The sequence below is a fragment of the Verrucosispora sp. ts21 genome (genome assembly GCF_002879555.1).
GTDB classification, from domain to species: domain Bacteria; phylum Actinomycetota; class Actinomycetes; order Mycobacteriales; family Micromonosporaceae; genus Micromonospora; species Micromonospora gifhornensis.
The window spans coordinates 22922-39972 of the sequence record NZ_PNOZ01000028.1; the positions used below are offsets into that span (position 1 = coordinate 22922).

Below are 17051 nucleotides of genomic sequence, written 5' to 3' on the forward strand. Positions count from 1 at the left end.
CGTTAGGGGGTGCCGGCGACCGCGGCCACGCCTTCCAGATAGCCTCGGGCGCGTTCGGTCTTCGGGTACCTGCCGACCAGCGCCCAGAACTGGGCGTTGTGACTGGGCACGATGAGGTGCACGAGTTCGTGCAGCAGCACGTAGTCGATGACCCAGTCGGGCATGTCCTGGAGCCGGTGCGACAACCGGATGGAGCGGTCCGCCGGGGTGCAGGAGCCCCAACGGCCGTTCTGGTTGCTCACCCACCTGACGCTCGCCGGAAGCGCCTGTTTGCCGTACTCGACGAGGTAGAGATTGATCAGCCGGTCGGCGCGGTCCAGCAGCTCAGCGTCGGAACGGGCCAGGCGGCCCTCCCGGGCGGCGAGCCGGGCGAGCATCCGGTCGACCCACTCGCTCTCCTCGGCCCGGGAGAACTGGTCCGGGATGAGGACGACGACGCGCTCACCGTCGCGGTAGGCGGACACCGTGCGTCGCCGGCGCTGGCTGCGCCGTACCTCGACGACCGGCTTCCGCGGCCCAGCCATCAGTGGACCGCGCAGCCTCGGTTTGCTGTCACGATGGCAAGCTAATGCGTTGTGACCAGGGGTCCGCAAGGGTCAACCCCGGACACGCGTCCGAAAAGTGATAATTGATTGCCAGGAGTCCTAAAAAAAGTCTGGCCAGGGCGACGCCAGTTGCCACGATCACCCTTCGTGGTGACCGCTGAGCGGTGACGTCGCCGCACCCGCCACTCTAAGTGATCATCGCAGCGGCGGCCGAATCGGGGCCTCACTCCCCGCGTACCGGCATCACCAGCGCATTTGCGGGCTCCCGGTCGGCGTGTCCCCGCGAAACTGACCGATCTGGCCCGATTCGGCGTGCACACTCTCGACGTCGCCTTGCTCACAGTGGCAAAGCGCAGCTGACATGGAACCGCCCACACCTGGGTAGGGTCCGCCAACCAGCGGTCACGAGGGTGGCCGCGGGAAAACACCAGCGCCGGGCGCGTACGCGACCGCCGCCGGAAACCCGCCGGACCGGTATCGACCGGCGGACGAGACGAGGAGGGCAACGTGGCCGACCAGGCCCAGACCTACAACGGTTACTGCGTCAAGTGCAAGGAGAAGCGGGACTTCGAAGGCCGCGTCGAGGTCTCGAAGACCGGCATGAACATGGCCAAGGGCAAGTGTCCGGTGTGTGGCACAACAGTGAACCGCATCCTGGGCAAGGCCAAGGTCTGACGTACGCGCCAAACGAACCGGGGGTGGCCGACGGCCACCCCCGTTCGCGTTTCCGCTTACTGTCGGACGACCGACTCTGGTTACCCGCTGGTTGTGGATATCTCGCCAAATCCTGTGGACAGCCCTGGATCTGAAGCTGGCCACCTGTGGACAACGATCGACGCAACGCATGGAAGCGGTCACTATTCGTACCCATGCCGCCTTCCCCGCCGTCACCCCGTCCCACCCTGTTACCCGGGCTCAGCCGTCTCTGGCGCGACCGGCACACCCTGCAACTCGGGCTCGACCAGGAACGGGCCGTCCTCGTGGAGATCGCGGACCCGAGGACCGCCGGGCTGCTCGACCTGCTCGACGGCACGCACAGCGAACGGCAGGTGCTGACCGGGGCCGGCGCCCGGACGGAGTACGCCCGCACCCTGCTCGACGCCCTTCGTGCCGCCGGCCTGGTGGTCCCCCTGCACACGCTGGTGCCCCGCGAGCTCACCGGGCCGCGCCGGGCCCGACTGGTCACCGAGGCCGCCGCGCTGGCGCTCGCCGCCGCCCGACTTCCCGGCACCCCCGCCCAGGTGCTCCGTCGCCGACTGGCCAGCCGGGTCACGGTCACCGGCGTCGGCCCGCTCGGTGCCGCCATCGCCGTCGCCCTGGCCCAGGCCGGCGTCGGCCACGTCCATCCCGACCTGCCCGGCTGCGTCCGGCCGATCGACCTGGTCGGCAGCGGCATCACGGCTGGTGAGATCGGCCGGCCACTCGGCCGGGCGGTCCAGGCCGCCGTGGCCCGGTCGGCACCCGGCACCGGCACCAGCGCGCTGCGCCGACCACGACCCGACCTGGTGATCCAGTTGGGCGCCGACCGGCCTGCCGCGCTCCTGGCCGCCGGCCACGCCCAACGGCGACAGCCGCACCTGATGGTCGACCTTCGGGAAGGTGTCCCGGTGATCGGGCCGCTGGTCCGGCCGCCCGACGGGCCCTGCCTGGGCTGCCTCGACCTGCACCGCACCGACCGCGACCCCGACTGGCCGGCGCTGGCCGCCCAGCTGGCCAGCCGGCCGGCCGCACCGAGTTGCGCGGCGAGCATCCTGCTGGCGGCCACCGCGTTCGCGGTGGGCGAGGCGCTGCACCAGCTGGACGGCGGCACCCCGGAGACCCTCGGCGCAGCGATCGAGATCGCGTCCCCGGGCAGTCTGCGACGTCGCCACTGGCCGCCGCACCCCCGCTGCGGATGCTCGCGCACCCGGACGTCCGGTGGCCAGCCCGGCCGCACGGCAGCAACGAGGGTGCAGAGTCAGTAACAATGGCCAGGTGACCGACATCCCGCGCCGCGCCGTCTCCCGGACCGCCAAGCTCGCCGCTCTGCCGCTCGGCTTCGCCGGTCGGACCGTCCTCGGCATGGGAAAGCGCGTCACCGGGCTCGCCTCCGACGTGATCTCGGCGGAGATCCAGCAGCGCACCGCCGAGCAGCTGTTCAGCGTCCTCGGCCAGCTCAAGGGCGGGGCGATGAAGTTCGGTCAGGCGCTGTCGGTCTTCGAGGCCGCGCTGCCGGAGGAGGTCGCCGCGCCGTACCGGCAGGCCCTGACCAAGCTCCAGGAGGCCGCGCCACCGCTGCCGGCCGCCAGCGTGCACCGGGTGTTGGCCGAGCAGCTCGGCCCGGCCTGGCGAGACCGCTTCGACAGCTTCGACGACTCGCCGGCCGCGGCGGCCAGCATCGGTCAGGTGCACCGCGCGGTGTGGCGGATGCCGGACGACACGACCCGCGACGTCGCCGTGAAGATCCAGTATCCGGGCGCCGGTGACGCCCTGCTCGGCGACCTCAAGCAGCTCTCCCGACTGGGTGGGATGTTCCGGGCCATCCAGCCGGGGCTGGACATCAAGCCGCTGCTTACCGAGTTGCGCGAGCGGATCACCGAGGAGCTGGACTACGAGCTGGAAGCGGAGTCGCAACGGGCCTTCGCCACTGCGTACGCGGACGACTCCGAGATCTACGTGCCTACGGTGTTCTCCGCCTCACCCCGGGTCCTGGTCACCGAGTGGGTGGAGGGCACGCCGCTGGCCGACATCATCCGCGAGGGCAGCGAGCAGCAACGCGACGAGGCGGGTCGGCTGATGGCCACCCTGCACCTGTCGGCCCCGATGCGGGCCGGGCTGCTGCACGCCGATCCCCATCCGGGCAACTTCCGGCTGCTGCCGGACGGCCGGCTCGCGGTGATCGACTTCGGTGCGGTGGCGCGGATGCCGGAGGGAACCCCGGAACCGATCGGTCGCATCGCGGGGCTGGCTCTGCGCGGCGACGCCGACAAGGTGGTGGCCGGCCTGCGGGCCGAGGGCTTCGTCAGCGCCGACGCTCCGGTCGACGGCCAGGCGTTGCTGGATTTCCTGCGTCCGATGCTCGAACCGATCGCCACCGACGAATTCCGGTTCACCCGGGCCTGGCTGCGGGCCGAGGCCGCCCGGCTGGCGAATCCGCGCTCACCTGCGTACCAGTTCAGTCGGCAGCTCAACCTGCCGCCGTCGTACCTGCTCATCCACCGGGTGACGCTCGGGTCGATCGGCGTGCTGTGCCAACTGGAGGCCAAGGCGCCGTACCGCGGCATCATGGAACGCTGGCTGCCCGGCTTCGCGGCGGTCAGCTGACCCCCTGCGCACACACGTCGGCGGGCGAGGACCTTCTCAGGTCCTCGCCCGCCGGTTCGGTGTCTGGTACTACAGGACGCCCAGTTCGCGGGCCGACCGGGTGCGGCTGGCCATGGCGACGGTACGGGCGGATCGGGTTGCCTCAGTGCTCGTGGTGGTGCGACCGGCCTGAGGCCGGAGCATTCGAGCCCTCGACAACGCTTCGTTGAGTAGTTGCATCTCGGTGACTCCGCTCAGCAGGTGCAGCATGGATTTCGGCTTTCTCTCGGCCGGTGTGACACCGGCGGTACGGGTGCGGTTCGGGAACATGTCAGGCCGCCAGCCGGACGGCGTTGCGCGAGGTGGTAAGGCCGTTGGCCGCCAATCGCGCCTCGGCCTCGACCCGCAGTGCGGCGTCACGGGCGAGGTCCTCCTTGCGCGGACGGCCACGGGGCCGCTTGCGCGGGACGACCGCGCCACGCTCGAAGATCTCGCCACCCCAGACGCCCCAGGGCTCGGCCCGCTCGACCGCGCCGGCGAGGCACTCGACCCGCAGCGGGCAGTCCCCGCAGAGCGTCTTGGCCACGTCTAGGTCGGTGGGTGAGTCGGAGAACCACAGGTCGGGGTCGAACTTCCGGCAGGGCAGGTTCGCCTCGATCTCGACGTTCAGGTCGAGCGGGGCCAACGCCAGACTCATCTCCCGGTCACCTCTCTCTCATCTCGATCTCGTGGATCGCTGGTCCGACGTACTTCGGCGGTGCAAAAAAACTGAGGCCGCGGATCCCGGTATGCGGGTTCCGCGGCCTCGAGGTGAGCCGGTGGTCTGATGGTCAGACCGGTCTACCTCGAGGTGGAACACCGCGGACGTCCATCCGCTTGACGGCGCCATCGACGCCCTTGCCCGTGAAGCCACTGGTCCCCTGGAGCCCACGCTGGGTCGGTGCGAGGATCAGCTCGGCCTGAACCTCGACCCGGTGCACCTGCGGAGCCCACGGTCGCGCGGCGGCGACGCTAGCCCGACCGACCGACAGTGGTGCCGCGGTCAGAGTCAGGGCAGCCGACAGCGGAGCGACGGCAACGGGCAGCGCCGTCGGACGCTTGTTGATGTAGCTCTCCATCGGGGCCACCTCCTTTGACGTTCACTCGTAATCGACTCGGACATTCCCCGGTTGAGCAGCCCGAACAGGGCCCCCTTCGAGGTGTGTTCTGAGGCTATGCCCGCCGACCGCGCGAGGGCAAACGAATTAACGGCCAGATTCAAAAAGTTTTCTAGGGGCAGATTTCGTCGACTGCCGCGCCCTTCACCAGCGCCAGCACCGCCTCGCCGTAGAGGCCCAACTTGCGGGGACCGATGCCGGCGATGGCGACGAGTTCCTCGGCCCGGCCCGGCCGACGTTCGGCGAGCGCGACGAGCGTGGCGTCGGTGAAGACGACGTAGGCGGGCACCTTCTGCGTCTGCGCCACCCGGGATCGCCACTCGCGGAGCCGCTCGTGCAGCTCATCGTCGATATCGGAGGGACAGGTCGCGCACCGCCCGAGCTTGCGGTCGGGCCCGGCGAGCAGGGTCGTACCGCAGATCCGACAGGAGACGATCCGGTTGGCGCGCCGCTGCGTGCCGGGGGCCGGTCGGGTGCCACCGGCCCGTTCCGCCGTACCGGACGCCGACAGTTGGGGCAGGAAACGGCAGGGCCGCCGGGCCCGTCCGCCCGGCGAGCGGGCCGAGGCGTACGACAACCAGAGCCACTCGCGAGCCCGGGTGATGCCGACGTAGAGCAGCCGCCGCTCCTCCTCGACCTGCTCGGCGGTACGGGCGTACGTGGTGGGCAGGGTGCCTTCGGCCAGGCCGACCAGGAACACCGCGTCCCACTCCAGCCCCTTGGCGGAGTGCAGGGAGGCCAGGGTGACCCCGTCCACGGTCGGCGCGTGCTGCTGTGCGGCCCGTCGGGCCAACTCGTCGGTGAAATCGGCGAGGGTGACCGGACGCTCGACGGTGGCCGCCGCACCGAGCGGCATCAACTGCGGGGTGGCCGCGTACTCCTCGGCGAGTTGGACAAGCGCGGCGAGCGCCTCCCAGCGCTCCCGGGCGGCACCACCGGGCGGGGGCGAGTCGGGTGCCCAGCCGACCGCGCCCAGCGCCTCGATGACCGCCGCCGCCAACGGCGTCTCGCCGGGGATCGACCGGGTGGCCGCGCGCATCGCCACCATCGCCTGGCGCACCTCGGGCCGTTCGAAGAACCGGTCGGCCCCCTGCACCACGTACGGCACGCCCGACTCGGCGAGCGCCTTCTCGTACGCCTCGGACTGGGCGTTTGTGCGGAACAGCACCGCGATCTCGTGGGCCGGGGTGCCGGCGTCGACCAGGGCCCGGCAGCGCGCCGCCACGGCGTTTGCCTCGGCCGCCTCGTCGGTGAAGATCCGCACCTCGGGTGCGGGGCCGGCGGGGCGCTGGCCGACCAGTTCCAGCCGCAACCGCGCCTCGGTGCCCCGCGCCTGCGAGATGACCGCGTTGGCCAGACCGACCACCTGCGGGGTGGACCGGTAGTCACGGACCAACCGGACCACTGTCGCGCCGCGGTGCCGGCGCGGGAAGTCGACCAGGTACGACGACGTCGCCCCGGTGAACGAGTAGATCGTCTGGCTGGCGTCACCGACCACTGTCACGTCGTCCCGGCCGCCCAGCCAGGCGTCCAGCAGCCGCTGCTGCAACGGGTTGACGTCCTGGTACTCGTCGACGACGAAGTGCCGGTACTGGTTGCGGACCTGCTCGGCGACGTCCGCGTGCTCCTCGATGCCCCAGACCGCGGCCCGCAGCACGTCCTCGAAGTCGATCACCCCGCTGGTCCGCTTGAGCTTCTCGTACGCGGCGAAGACCTCGGCCACCTTCACCGGCTCGTGCGGTGTCTCACGCAGCGCCTTGGCCGCGGCCACCACGTACTCCCCCGGCTCGACCAGGCAGGACTTGGCCCACTCGATCTCACCGGCGAGGTCGCGGGCGGCGGTCCGGTCGGCGCGCAGGCCGGCCCGGGCGGCAGCGAGGGTGACCAGGCGGACCTTGCTGTCCAGCAGTTCGGGCATGGCCCGCCCGTCGAGCAGCCGAGGCGCGAAGTAGCGCACCTGGCGCAGCGCCGCCGCGTGGAAGGTGCGGGCCTGCACCCCGGCCACGCCCAGCTGAGCGAGCCGGTGTCGCAACTCGGCCGCAGCCCGGGCGGTGAAGGTGACCGCGAGCACGTGTCGGGCCGAGATCTCACCTGTCAACGCCCGGTACGCGATCCGCGACGTGACCGCCCGGGTCTTGCCGGTGCCGGCACCGGCAAGTACGCAGACCGGCCCGGCGGGGGCGGTGACCGCCGAGCGTTGCTCCGGGTCGAGACCGGCGAGCACGCGTTCAGACGGGGAGTTGACCACCACAACGGGGAATTGTCTCAGCTGCCCCGGACGTTGCAGCGGATAGCCCGAGCCTGGTCAGCGACCGGCCGGGCCCGACGTGGGAGGATCTGACCATGCTGACGATGTACTCGACGCCCTGGTGCGGCTACTGCCACCGGCTGAAGTCGCAGCTCGACCGGGAGGGGATCGCCTACCAGGTGGTCGACATCGAGCAGGATCCGGCTGCCGCCGACTTCGTGATGAGCGTCAACGGCGGTAACCAGACCGTCCCCACGCTGCGTTTCGCCGACGGCAGCGCGCTGACCAACCCGTCGATCGTCCAGGTCAAGCAGCACCTGGCCGGCATCGCCGCCTGACGACGATCGCCTCCTGACAACGCCAGTGGCGGTCCACCCCGATGCGGGGTGGACCGCCGCTGCTGTCGGTCAGTACGAAGGATCAGAAGTCACACTGGTTCGGGAACGCGATGCAGGTGGTGATGGTGGCACCCCGCTTCGGGAGCTCGCCGTACCGGTCGGCGTCCACGTTCGCCAGCGTGCCGTCGCTCATCGCGTTGATGATGCCCCAGAGGCCGTTGACGTTCTGCTTGATGAGGTAGCCACCGCTCTTCTGGCCGATGCCGCCGCGCGACTCGAAGAACATCGCGTTGCTGCGCCAGTTGGCGTACTCACCACGCGGGCCGGGGCCGTTGAGCATGGCGGCCGAGACGACGCCCTCGGGGATGTTGATGTACGGGTAGAGGGTGGTCTCGACCACGCCACTCTTGTTGGCGGCGTCCGCAGCCGCGACGCCCATCCGGCGGACGGTGTCCCACTGGCTCTGGGTGAGCATGCCGGGGTCGAGCGAGATGCCCACCGAGAAGGTGGTCATCTTGTCGGTCTCGTCGCCGACGTAGTACGTGCCCTGGTGGTGCAGGTCGATCATGTGGTGCGGCTTGAAGTCGGCCCAGGCGTACCAGAACTGCTGCGACTCGACGGCGCGGTACTGGGTGTAGCTGGTGAAGTTCCGCTCGGTCAGCGGAGCCTCGCCGCGGCTGGCCCGGACGCTGTTGATCTGGTCGAAGATCTGCCGGTCGACGCCCCAGTCACGGTTGAGGTCGATGCGGTGGACGCTGTCCTGGCGGCGGTACTCCTCGAAACCATCCGGGTTGTAGATCGGGATGATCGCGAAGCTGATGTTCTGCAGGACCTCCTGCGTCTTCTTCCCGCCGGACACCAGGGTCTTGAGGAAGTCCAGCGAGGCTTCGGCGCCGTAGGGCTCGTTGCCGTGGATCCGGCCCTGGATCCAGACCCGGGTCTCACCGGTACCGATGAAGGCGATCTCCAGCGGACGGTCCCGGCCGCTGCGGCCGATCTCCTCGATCCGGAGGGCACCCTTGCTGCGGGCCGCGAGGGCGTGCATTTCGGCGGAGACCTCGGCGGCGCTGAGGATCGAGGAGCGGTTGACGGTCTCCTGACCCGGCGGGACGAACGGGCCGTTCGCGTTGGCCACCCCGGGCGCCACCATGGGGGCGAGGAGCAGCGCGGCGATCAGGGCCACATGGCGGCGGCGTGGTCTGGTCACAGTTGTGACGTCCCTTCTGAGGTGTGGTGCGGCAGCGTCCAGCCGGACATCGTCGCGGCCCCGTGCGCCTGTCGCGTCTGTCGCGCGACGTGCTGGCCTGGCTGCAACCTTCCGAGCGGAAGGCCGTGTGTGGTGATCATTGAACGAGGGCTGTTTTCGCAGGTCAAGCACCAATGTCAAGTTCCGTCGAATGTGCAGGACGTGACCGTCGACACTCCATCGGATGTTCGGCGTCTGGAGGAGGGGTATCGGCCAGGGCCGCTGCAAGGTGGAGAAATGATCAGATCCCGGGGTTGGACCGGGTTCGCCGGAATGGCGGTGTCTGATCGGCGTGCTCACCGCCGTACCGTCGAAACGGCAGTACTCCCGTCTTTCCGATCTTCGGGGGCTGGACGCGCTCGCCCTTCGGGGGCGGGGCGCGGTGCCGGGATCCGGGGTCGCGCCGGCTGCCCGGCCGGCGGGCTGAGCTGGCGTCCACGCCAGAGGTATGCGGCGGCGAGCAGGGTGACCAGCCCGACCGCGACGAACACCAACCGGTAGTCGAGCACGCCGACGACCAGGGCGCCGGCGCCGATCGAGAGCGCCTGCGGCACCCGGGTCACCGCCTCGGCCGCGGCGGCGGCCCGGCCGAGCACCTCGGGCGGGGTGCGTCGCTGCACAAGCGTGTGCAGGCCGACCAGGGTCAGCGGCAGCGACACACCGGCCATCAGCACGGCGGCGAAACCGAGCCACATGGTCGGGTACGCCAGTGCCAACGCGGCCGGCCCGAAGAACGCGACACCGGCGGCGAGCGTGCCCACCTCGCCGACCCGGCGCAGCACGGCGGCCGAGACCAGACCGCCGACCAGACCGCCGACGCCCTGCACGGTGACCAGCACTCCGACGAACGCCGCGTCCCGGCCCAGCCCGTGATCGACGTACGCGAAGATGAGCGACTCGGTGAAGCCCATCACCAGCGAGCCGAGCCCGTAGCCGACAAGCGCTCGGCGGATCGCCGGTTCGTCGACGAGGTGGCGCAGGCCCGCGACGAGTTGGACCCGCCAGCGCCGGGCGACCGGACAGTCCTCGGCCGGGTCGTCAGCCGACTCGGCGAGGGGTAGCCCGCCCACCACAGCGGCGGCGACCAGGAACCCGACGATCCCGACGGCGGCCAGCATGCCGCCACCGACAAGCGCGTAGAGCCCGGCACCGGCCAGCGGGCCGACCAGCCGCAGGCCCTGGCGCACCGTCTGGAGCACCCCGTTGGCATCGCCGAGCAGGTCGGTGGGGACGAGTTCCCGGATCAGTCGACTGAGCACCACGCCGACTGTGAGGTTCGCCAGGCCGTAGAGCGCGGCCACCCCGTAGATGATCCACATGTCGCCCGCGTCGCGCACCGCGAGGAGCGGGGTGAGCAGCAGCGCCACGGCGAGGTTGGTGACCACGAAGACGCGACGCCGGGGGTACCGGTCGACGACCCAGCCGACCAGTGGTGCGAGCACCCGCGGGGCGATGATCACGAAGATGATGGCGCCGGCGAGGGCGTCCGATCCGGTCAGGTCCTTCACCCAGATGGCGAGTGCCAGCAGCAGCATTGACTCGGCGATCATGCTGGCCAGCAGTCCGCCGAAGAGCAGGCGGAAGTCCGGGCGTCTCAGGACGGTGCGCATTGATCCCTCCGGGGGTGGCGCGACGGGCGCGGCAGACGCCCCACACCACAGCGCCGCAGGTCACGGCGGGGCCCCTGTGCTGTCGGGTCTGCGCAATTCTGGAGACACGCCCTCGCCGGAACCTCCGGCGCCGGTCGCGACGTCCATACTGACCGTGGGGGGCGACTTTCATACAGTTACCGTCGCGTCTGCGGCGGTCGACGGAAAAGAGGACACCGTGCCTCCAGCCTCACCCGGCCCGATCCTGCGCCGTCGCCGGCTCGGCCTTGAGCTGCGTCGTCTGCGCGAGGCCGCCGGCCTGACCGGGGACCAGGTCATCGACCACATCGGCTGGGCCTCCGCGTCGAAGTTGTCCCGGCTGGAGAACGGACGCAGCCGGCCCGACCCGCAGGACGTCCGAGACCTGCTCGACCTCTACCGGGTCGATGCGGCGCTACGGGCCGAACTGCTCGGCATCACGCAGGAAGCGGGCGACATCCGTGGCTGGTTGAAGAACTTCCCGGCCATGACGCGGCAGCAGCGCAGCTTCGCCGAACTGGAGGCGGGTTGCGTCGAGATCTCCGAGTACAACCCGGTCCTGGTGCCAGGGCTGTTGCAGACCATCGGGTACGCCCGGATGCGGATCACCTCGGCCTGGCAGGTCGACCGGGAGGCCGGCGATCCGGAAGTCGGCGAGGACATCGACACCGAGATCAAGGCGCGGCTGGCCCGCCAGTCGCTGCTCACCCGGGACACCGACGCGCCCCGCTACACGGCCGTGCTGGAGGAGGCTGCGCTCAGTCACCGGGCCGGGCCGCCCGAGGTGCTCCGGGAGCAGATGACGCAGCTGTGCGAGCTGGCCATGCTGCCGAACGTCACGCTGCACGTGCTGCTGCGCGACACGCCGATCGGCCAGTGGTACCTGCCACCGACGGCGTTCTCCCTCTACCGGTTCGCCGACCCGCTCGATCCGGAGACGCTTGCCATCGAAGGTGGCTTCACCGACGTCATGTCGACCGAGGTAATCGCCCTAAATCGCTATAAAGTGGCGTTCGAGTGGCTATGCACGGCGGCGCTGTCCGCCAAAGACACCGTTTCCTGGCTGATGGAGTCGACGGAACGGCTGTCCGAGGCGGTGGTCCCGTCCACCGTGGTAGGTGGTTCGGCAACGGCGCCGACCCAGCGCCGCGGCTCCGCCGAGCGCCTGACGGAACGGTGAGGCAACACCGGACGACAGCCCAGCCACTCTTCGGTGTCGATCGACCTCAGGAGCACAAAGATGAACGAAATCCGCAACACCTCCGTCCTCGCCCAACTCGCCGACGCGCCCTGGCGCACCAGCACGCGCAGCCAGACCTCCAACTGCGTCGAGGTTGCGCCGCTGCACAACGGCCCCGCGGCGGTGGCGCTGCGCGACAGCAAGGACCGCGGTGGTCCGGTGCTGCTGTTCAACCGCGCCGGCTGGCTGGGCTTCATCTCCGGCGCCAAGAACGGGCAGTTCGATCTGAACTGAACCGAACTCGCGTACGCCCGATGGGGTCGCCGGCATCGGTGCCGGCGGCCCCTTGTTGTTCGGCGAGCCCGACGAGCAGGGGTCGGATGATCGGACGAGCCTGCACCCCAATCCGAGCGTTCCACTTGATGAGATGCGATTGCGGCGTAGCATGACGGATGTACCTGACGTGGAAGTTCCATCAACTCCACCCGTCGCGGCACATCCGGAGACCCACATGCGGTTCCTGATCGTTCGCACAAGCATCCGCGCCGCCGCCGAAGCCGACATCACGGCCGCCTGGGCCGAAGGCCACCGGCTGCGGGACGAGACCATCCGACCCGAGCCGCGCCGCCAGGTCGTGCACGCCGAAGACCGCGACGCCGCCTTCGTGCTGGCCCGCGCGTTCGCCACGGTCGGCGCCGTACGTTCCGGCAGACAGCGGATCAAGGTGCTGCCGCTGGACGACCCGGGGCGACGGCAGAACCGCCCGGACGACCCCGGCACCTGACAGCCACACTCGTCCGTCGTGGTCGACCGGCTCCCCCGCCGCGTTCCTCACCCAGCCGACCACGACGGCCCGTGTCCCCGGCCCGTGACCGCCGCGGCAACGACGGTCACGGGTCGGGGCCGCACTCCCCCGACAGGTTCCGCCCGTCTCAGCAGTGGCCGTCGAACCAGCGGTGGATCAGGAACAACGCGATCGACGACGGTGGGGGCAGGCGTAGTTCGGCACCGCCCACGTCCACCGGCCGACCGGCCAGCGCCGCGCCGATCTCCTGCCGGGTGAACCAGCGGGCCTCGGCGATCTCGGCGGCATCGACCCGTACCGGATGCGCCGGGTCCGCGGTCGCCAGGAACCCGAGCATCAACGAGCCGGGAAACGGCCACGCCTGACTTGTCACGTACGTGACGTCGGTGACTGGGACACCGACCTCCTCGTGGACCTCCCGCAGCACCGTCGCCTCGGCCGACTCACCGGGCTCCACATAGCCGGCCAGGCAGGAGAAGCGACGTTGCCCGGGGGTGCTCGGCCAACTGGCGTTGTTGCCGAGCAGACACCGCCCCTCGGCGCCGTCGACACCGTCGTGCACCAGCACGATCATCGCCGGATCGGTACGCGGCCAGATCCGCTCGCCCCGGCTGTCCACCCGGGACCAGCCCCCCTCGTTCGTCCGGGTCGGCTCGCCCGTGACGGGGTGGTACAGGTGCCGCAGGTGCCAGTTGGTCAACGCCAGTGCCGTGGTGAACAGGCCGGCGTCCCGGTCACCGAGCAGGTGGCCGATCTGCCGCAGGTTGACCGCCCGGGTGTCCGGCGCTATCGGCAGTTCGGTGTGTACGCAGAACACCGGCACGCCGTCCGGCTCCACGCCCAGGAACATCGCCTCGGCAGCGAGCTCCGGCGGCAGACCGTCGGCCTCGACGAGGACCAGGCTCGGCAGGTCGGTGTCGGTACGCACCAGGGCGCGTCCGCCGGCCTCGACGTCCAGCACCAGCACCCGTGCCCCGCTCCAGGCCCCGGCCAGCCAGTCGGTGTCGGTGCGCCGGTGCGCCGCCCGGTCCAGCGTGGAGCGGGCCAACGGCGGAGCGGCCTCACCGCCCGATCCGGTGCCCTGCCCGACGCCACCCCGATCAGTGCCACCGCCCGAGCGGGTGGCAGCTCGCGGAATCATGCCGGCACCGGCGCGGTCTCGATCGAGGTCAGGGTGCCCAGTGAGTCCGCGATCCGCTCGGCGTCGCCGAGTACCACGGTGACCGCCCGCGACGGGGCGAGGTGACGGGCCGCCACCGCGGCGACGTCGTCGACTGTCGCCTTGGCCAGTCGGGCCGCGTGCTCGGACAGGAAGTCCAGGCGCAGTCCGTTGCCGGCGTACGCACTGACCAGCGACGCCAGCCCAGCCTGGGTGGAGACCCCCAGTTGGAGGGTGCCGAGAGCGTACTGCCGGGCCTGCTCCAACTCCTCCTCGCTCGGTGCCAGGGTGGCGAGCCGACCCAACTCGTAGTGGGTCTCCAGCAGCGCCGGTGCGGTCACCTCGGTGGCCACCTCGGCGGCGGCCATCAGCAGCGAGCCGGCCACCGAATGCTCCACGAACGAGTGCGGGCCGTACGTGTAGCCCTTGTCCTCCCGGATGTTCTCCACCCAACGCGAGGAGAAGTAGCCACCGAAGATCAGGTTGGCCAGTTGCAGTGCGGCGTGGTCGGGATGGGTACGCGGCACCGCCGGCAACGCCATCCGCAGCGACGACTGCACCGAGCCGGGCCGGTCGATCAGCAGCAGCGGACCGGGCACCAGTGGCGGGGCAGGTGGCGGCGTGGCGGAGTGTCCGTCACCGCTCCAGCCGCCGAGTGCCTTTTCGGCCGCGTCCAGGGCCCGCTCCGGCCGTACGTCGCCGACCAGCACGAGGACCGCACCGGCCGGGTGCACCCGCTGGGCGTGCAGCGTACGCAGGGCCGCCGGCCGGACCGCGCGTACCTGCTCGGGCTCCGGCGTCTGCACCGCGTACGGGTGCTTGCCGTAGATCCGCTTGAGCAGCGCGGTACGGACCAGGTGGGCCGGCTGGCTGCGGGCGACCTGAATGCCGTCGATCATGCGGTCGCGTTCGGTGGCCACCCACTCGGCCGGGTAGTTGGCGCCGGTGAGCACCTCGGCGAGGATCTCCAGCAGGCGATCCAGACCGGTGGCCAGGCCGGTGCCGGAGAGCATCAGCCGATCCGGGTCGAGCCCGGCGGAGAGCCCGCCACCGATCTTCTGCAACTCGGCGGCGATCTGCACACTGCTCATCGTCTCCGTGCCGGAGAGCAGCGTCTGCGCGAGCAGTTGGCCCCGGGCCAGGTGCGCACGGCCGAACGGCATCCAGAGCCGCAGCTCGACGAGCGGCACCGCCGAACGGCGTACGGCGATCACGGTGAGCCCGTTGCCGAGCGTCCGCTCGGCCTGGCTCGGCAGCTTGAGCCGACGGGTCGGACCGAGCGGCGGCAGGGCCCTCGCACTCAACGGGCTGTCTCCTTCGTTCATGACCGGCCACCGCCGGGGATGACCTCGACAGATGCGCGGCGCTCCGGGCGCAGGGTGGCGGCGGCGGCGCGCATCTGCTCGTCGGTGACCGAGCCGACCAGCCGGGGCAGTTCGTTGAGCAGTCCCGGCTCACCGCGTTGCTGCTCCAGCACCGCCATCCGCAACGCGCGGCCGAGCACCGCGTCGGTGTCGCGCAGCAGGTGGGTGGCCATCCTGGCCTGGGTACGGGCCAGTTCCCCGTCGGCCAGCCCGTCGGTGGCCAGCCGGTCCAACTCCTCGTCGACGGTGCGCAGCACCTTGTCCACATCGCCACCCGGCGGCAGGTGCGCCTGCAACAGCAGGGCCGTGGGGTCGCGCACGTCGAACGGGTCGCCCAGGAAGCCCAGGTAGCCGCCGACGCTTGTCACCGTCCGGTCGCGCTGCACCAGCCGTTCGACCAGCCGGGAGGCGTCACCGTCGGTGAGCACCTCGGCCAGCACCACGTACGGCAGGTAGGCGGCGAAGTCATTGATCGGGTCGGGCACCCGCCACCCCGACGCCACCGCCGGTAGCGGCGCCAACTGGTCGGTGTACGCGGTGCGCCGCTCGACCGTCAGTTCCGGCTCGGCGAAGTCCGGGCGTTGCGGCGCCGGGCGGGCCGGCACGTCACCGAAGTGCCGCTCGATCAGCGTGGTCGCCTCGGCCACGTCGATGTCGCCGCTGACCGCCAGCACGGCGTTACCGCTGGCGTAGTAGTGCCGGAAGAAGTCGGCGGCGTCGGCGACGGTGGCCGATTCGAGGTCGACGAAGGAGCCGTAGCCGTCATGTGCGTTGGGGAAGGTGTCGAACATGACCGGCGGCAGGGTCAGCCACGGGAACCCGCCGTACGGCCGGTTGAGCACGTTGACCCGGATCTCCTCCTTGACCACGTCGACCTGGTTGCGCAGGTTCTCCTCGGTCAACCGAGGGCCGCGCATCCGGTCGGCTTCGAGGAACAGCGCCCGCTCCAGCGCGTTGCTCGGCAGGGTCTCGAAGTAGTCGGTGTAGTCCAGGTGGGTGGAGCCGTTGAAGGTGCCACCGGCACCCTGCACGTGCCGGAAGTGCGCGAGCTTCTCCAGATTCTCCGAGCCCTGGAACATCAGGTGCTCGAAGAGGTGGGCGAAGCCCGTACGCCCCTCGGGCTCGGAACGGATGCCCACGTCGTAGACGACCGCCACCCCGATGACCGGGGCGCTGCGATCGGGGGTGAGGACCACCCGCAGGCCGTTGTCGAGAGTGAACCGCTCGACCGGATACCTGGTCGCTGGGATTTTCGCTTTGCGCGTCGGCACGGTCCGACCCTAGCGTCTCGACGGCTACGCGCGGGAGGAACCGTTGTGCGCTGGTGCCGAGGCCGGCCGTGCCGTGAGTGCCGGAATCAGCCGGCCGTGCTGACCACGGACTCGGGGGGAACCGGTGGACCCTGGAGATCCACCAGACTGGAGGGCGCGGACCCGCCGGGAGTGACCGGCCAGGGCGTGAACGCCGCCACTGTGGCCAGCAGCAGTCCGACGACCGCCATCGCCACCACCAACAGCAGCTCACGTGCCGCCGCCGAGCCCACCATAGGTCCTACCTCCCCCGTGCCAAGCCGCATCTGCGCTTGCCCCCCGAGGCCAGCCTCACCCGGCCCGGGAATGCTGACAGTCAGCCACCCGACGCTTCAACGACTGATTCCCGACTCAGGATGCGGAGGAGTGCGCCCGAATGTGCGAACGGTCGGGTCACACCGGCCAGACGTTCACCGGACGTGACCCGACCGTTCGCGATCAGGAAGTGTGTGTCGCCCTGAGGTCAGAGCGGACGGATGTTCTCCGCCTGCGGGCCCTTCTGGCCCTGGACGACCTCGAACTCGACCCGCTGGTTCTCGTCCAGGCTCCGGTAGCCGGAGGACTGGATCGCCGAGAAGTGGGCGAAGACGTCAGCGCCGCCGCCGTCCGGGGTGATGAAACCGAAGCCCTTGTCAGCGTTGAACCACTTGACGGTGCCAATAGCCATGCTTGTTACGTCTCCTTGACGGAACGTCGATCCCGCACCTGTTGCGGGATCGGAGAGAGGAGTGCGCCGGGCGGACCTGCCCGGAACACCTGTCGCTTCTGGTCGCCCCGCCCGGAGAACTC

Annotated in this window: 18 protein-coding genes; 7 read left to right on the top strand and 11 right to left on the bottom strand. The window is 70.5% G+C overall.

Annotation, left to right across the window (positions count from 1 at the left end):
- Positions 1-2: 2 nt before the first annotated feature.
- Positions 3-524, bottom strand: coding sequence for a M48 metallopeptidase family protein (locus C1A38_RS14435; protein ID WP_102658342.1), 522 nt, complete (start codon positions 522-524; stop codon positions 3-5).
- A 528-nt stretch (positions 525-1052) separates the two neighbouring features.
- Between C1A38_RS14435 and C1A38_RS31370 the strand changes: the two genes are divergently transcribed.
- From C1A38_RS31370 to C1A38_RS14445, 3 genes are all read left to right on the top strand, one after another.
- Positions 1053-1220, top strand: coding sequence for a DUF5679 domain-containing protein (locus C1A38_RS31370; protein WP_012014940.1), 168 nt, complete (start codon positions 1053-1055; stop codon positions 1218-1220).
- A gap of 194 nt (positions 1221-1414) precedes the next feature.
- On the top strand, positions 1415-2509 hold the full coding sequence (locus C1A38_RS14440; RefSeq protein ID WP_102658343.1) for a hypothetical protein: 1095 nt from the start codon (positions 1415-1417) through the stop codon (positions 2507-2509).
- A gap of 10 nt (positions 2510-2519) precedes the next feature.
- Positions 2520-3848, top strand: a complete 1329-nt coding sequence (locus C1A38_RS14445) for an ABC1 kinase family protein (protein ID WP_102658344.1) — start codon at positions 2520-2522, stop codon at positions 3846-3848.
- 310 nt (positions 3849-4158) lie between these two features.
- Here C1A38_RS14445 and C1A38_RS14455 read toward each other — a convergent pair whose 3' ends face one another.
- The 3 genes from C1A38_RS14455 to C1A38_RS14465 all read right to left on the bottom strand — a co-directional run bounded on the left by C1A38_RS14455 (position 4159) and on the right by C1A38_RS14465 (position 7235).
- The gene (locus C1A38_RS14455; protein WP_102658346.1) at positions 4159-4524 is read right to left on the bottom strand and encodes a WhiB family transcriptional regulator; all 366 of its coding nucleotides are present in this window, start codon (positions 4522-4524) and stop codon (positions 4159-4161) included.
- A 133-nt stretch (positions 4525-4657) separates the two neighbouring features.
- On the bottom strand, positions 4658-4945 hold the full coding sequence (locus tag C1A38_RS14460; protein WP_102658347.1) for a hypothetical protein: 288 nt from the start codon (positions 4943-4945) through the stop codon (positions 4658-4660).
- A 151-nt stretch (positions 4946-5096) separates the two neighbouring features.
- Entirely contained in the window at positions 5097-7235 is a 2139-nt protein-coding gene (locus tag C1A38_RS14465; protein WP_102658348.1) for an ATP-dependent DNA helicase UvrD2, read from the bottom strand.
- Between the two features lie 92 nt (positions 7236-7327).
- On the opposite strand from C1A38_RS14465, the gene C1A38_RS14470 reads away from it, so the two are divergent.
- Entirely contained in the window at positions 7328-7570 is a 243-nt protein-coding gene (locus C1A38_RS14470) for a mycoredoxin (protein WP_013735762.1), read from the top strand.
- Between the two features lie 82 nt (positions 7571-7652).
- Here the strand turns inward: C1A38_RS14470 and C1A38_RS14475 are convergent, their stop codons facing one another.
- Both C1A38_RS14475 and C1A38_RS14480 read right to left on the bottom strand, forming a co-directional pair.
- Positions 7653-8777: a M14 family zinc carboxypeptidase gene (locus C1A38_RS14475; RefSeq protein WP_146017552.1), complete on the bottom strand. Its 1125-nt coding sequence runs from the start codon at positions 8775-8777 to the stop codon at positions 7653-7655.
- Between the two features lie 335 nt (positions 8778-9112).
- A complete protein-coding gene (locus C1A38_RS14480; protein ID WP_102658350.1) occupies positions 9113-10426 on the bottom strand; it encodes an MFS transporter in 1314 nt (437 codons plus the stop codon).
- 217 nt (positions 10427-10643) lie between these two features.
- On the opposite strand from C1A38_RS14480, the gene C1A38_RS14485 reads away from it, so the two are divergent.
- The 3 genes from C1A38_RS14485 (at position 10644) to C1A38_RS14495 (ending at position 12408) form a co-directional block, all read left to right on the top strand.
- Positions 10644-11624, top strand: a complete 981-nt coding sequence (locus tag C1A38_RS14485; protein ID WP_102658351.1) for a helix-turn-helix domain-containing protein — start codon at positions 10644-10646, stop codon at positions 11622-11624.
- A gap of 60 nt (positions 11625-11684) precedes the next feature.
- Complete coding sequence (locus tag C1A38_RS14490) at positions 11685-11918, top strand: DUF397 domain-containing protein (protein WP_102658352.1); 234 nt, start codon at positions 11685-11687, stop codon at positions 11916-11918.
- A 217-nt stretch (positions 11919-12135) separates the two neighbouring features.
- Entirely contained in the window at positions 12136-12408 is a 273-nt protein-coding gene (locus C1A38_RS14495; RefSeq protein WP_102658353.1) for a hypothetical protein, read from the top strand.
- 148 nt (positions 12409-12556) lie between these two features.
- On the opposite strand, the gene nudC is transcribed toward C1A38_RS14495, so the two are convergent.
- The 5 genes from nudC to C1A38_RS14520 form a co-directional block, all read right to left on the bottom strand.
- Positions 12557-13570: an NAD(+) diphosphatase gene (gene nudC, locus C1A38_RS14500; protein WP_233196829.1), complete on the bottom strand. Its 1014-nt coding sequence runs from the start codon at positions 13568-13570 to the stop codon at positions 12557-12559.
- Positions 13567-14913 carry a M16 family metallopeptidase gene (locus tag C1A38_RS14505; RefSeq protein ID WP_102658354.1) on the bottom strand — a complete coding sequence of 449 codons (1347 nt, stop codon included), beginning with the start codon at positions 14911-14913 and terminating at the stop codon, positions 13567-13569. The genes nudC and C1A38_RS14505 overlap by 4 nt, the downstream gene beginning before the upstream one ends.
- Entirely contained in the window at positions 14910-16223 is a 1314-nt protein-coding gene (locus tag C1A38_RS14510) for a M16 family metallopeptidase (RefSeq protein ID WP_102658355.1), read from the bottom strand. The genes C1A38_RS14505 and C1A38_RS14510 overlap by 4 nt, the downstream gene beginning before the upstream one ends.
- A gap of 86 nt (positions 16224-16309) precedes the next feature.
- The gene (locus tag C1A38_RS14515; protein WP_102658356.1) at positions 16310-16498 is read right to left on the bottom strand and encodes a hypothetical protein; all 189 of its coding nucleotides are present in this window, start codon (positions 16496-16498) and stop codon (positions 16310-16312) included.
- A 227-nt stretch (positions 16499-16725) separates the two neighbouring features.
- Positions 16726-16929, bottom strand: a complete 204-nt coding sequence (locus C1A38_RS14520) for a cold-shock protein (RefSeq protein ID WP_013735772.1) — start codon at positions 16927-16929, stop codon at positions 16726-16728.
- Positions 16930-17051: the final 122 nt, after the last annotated feature.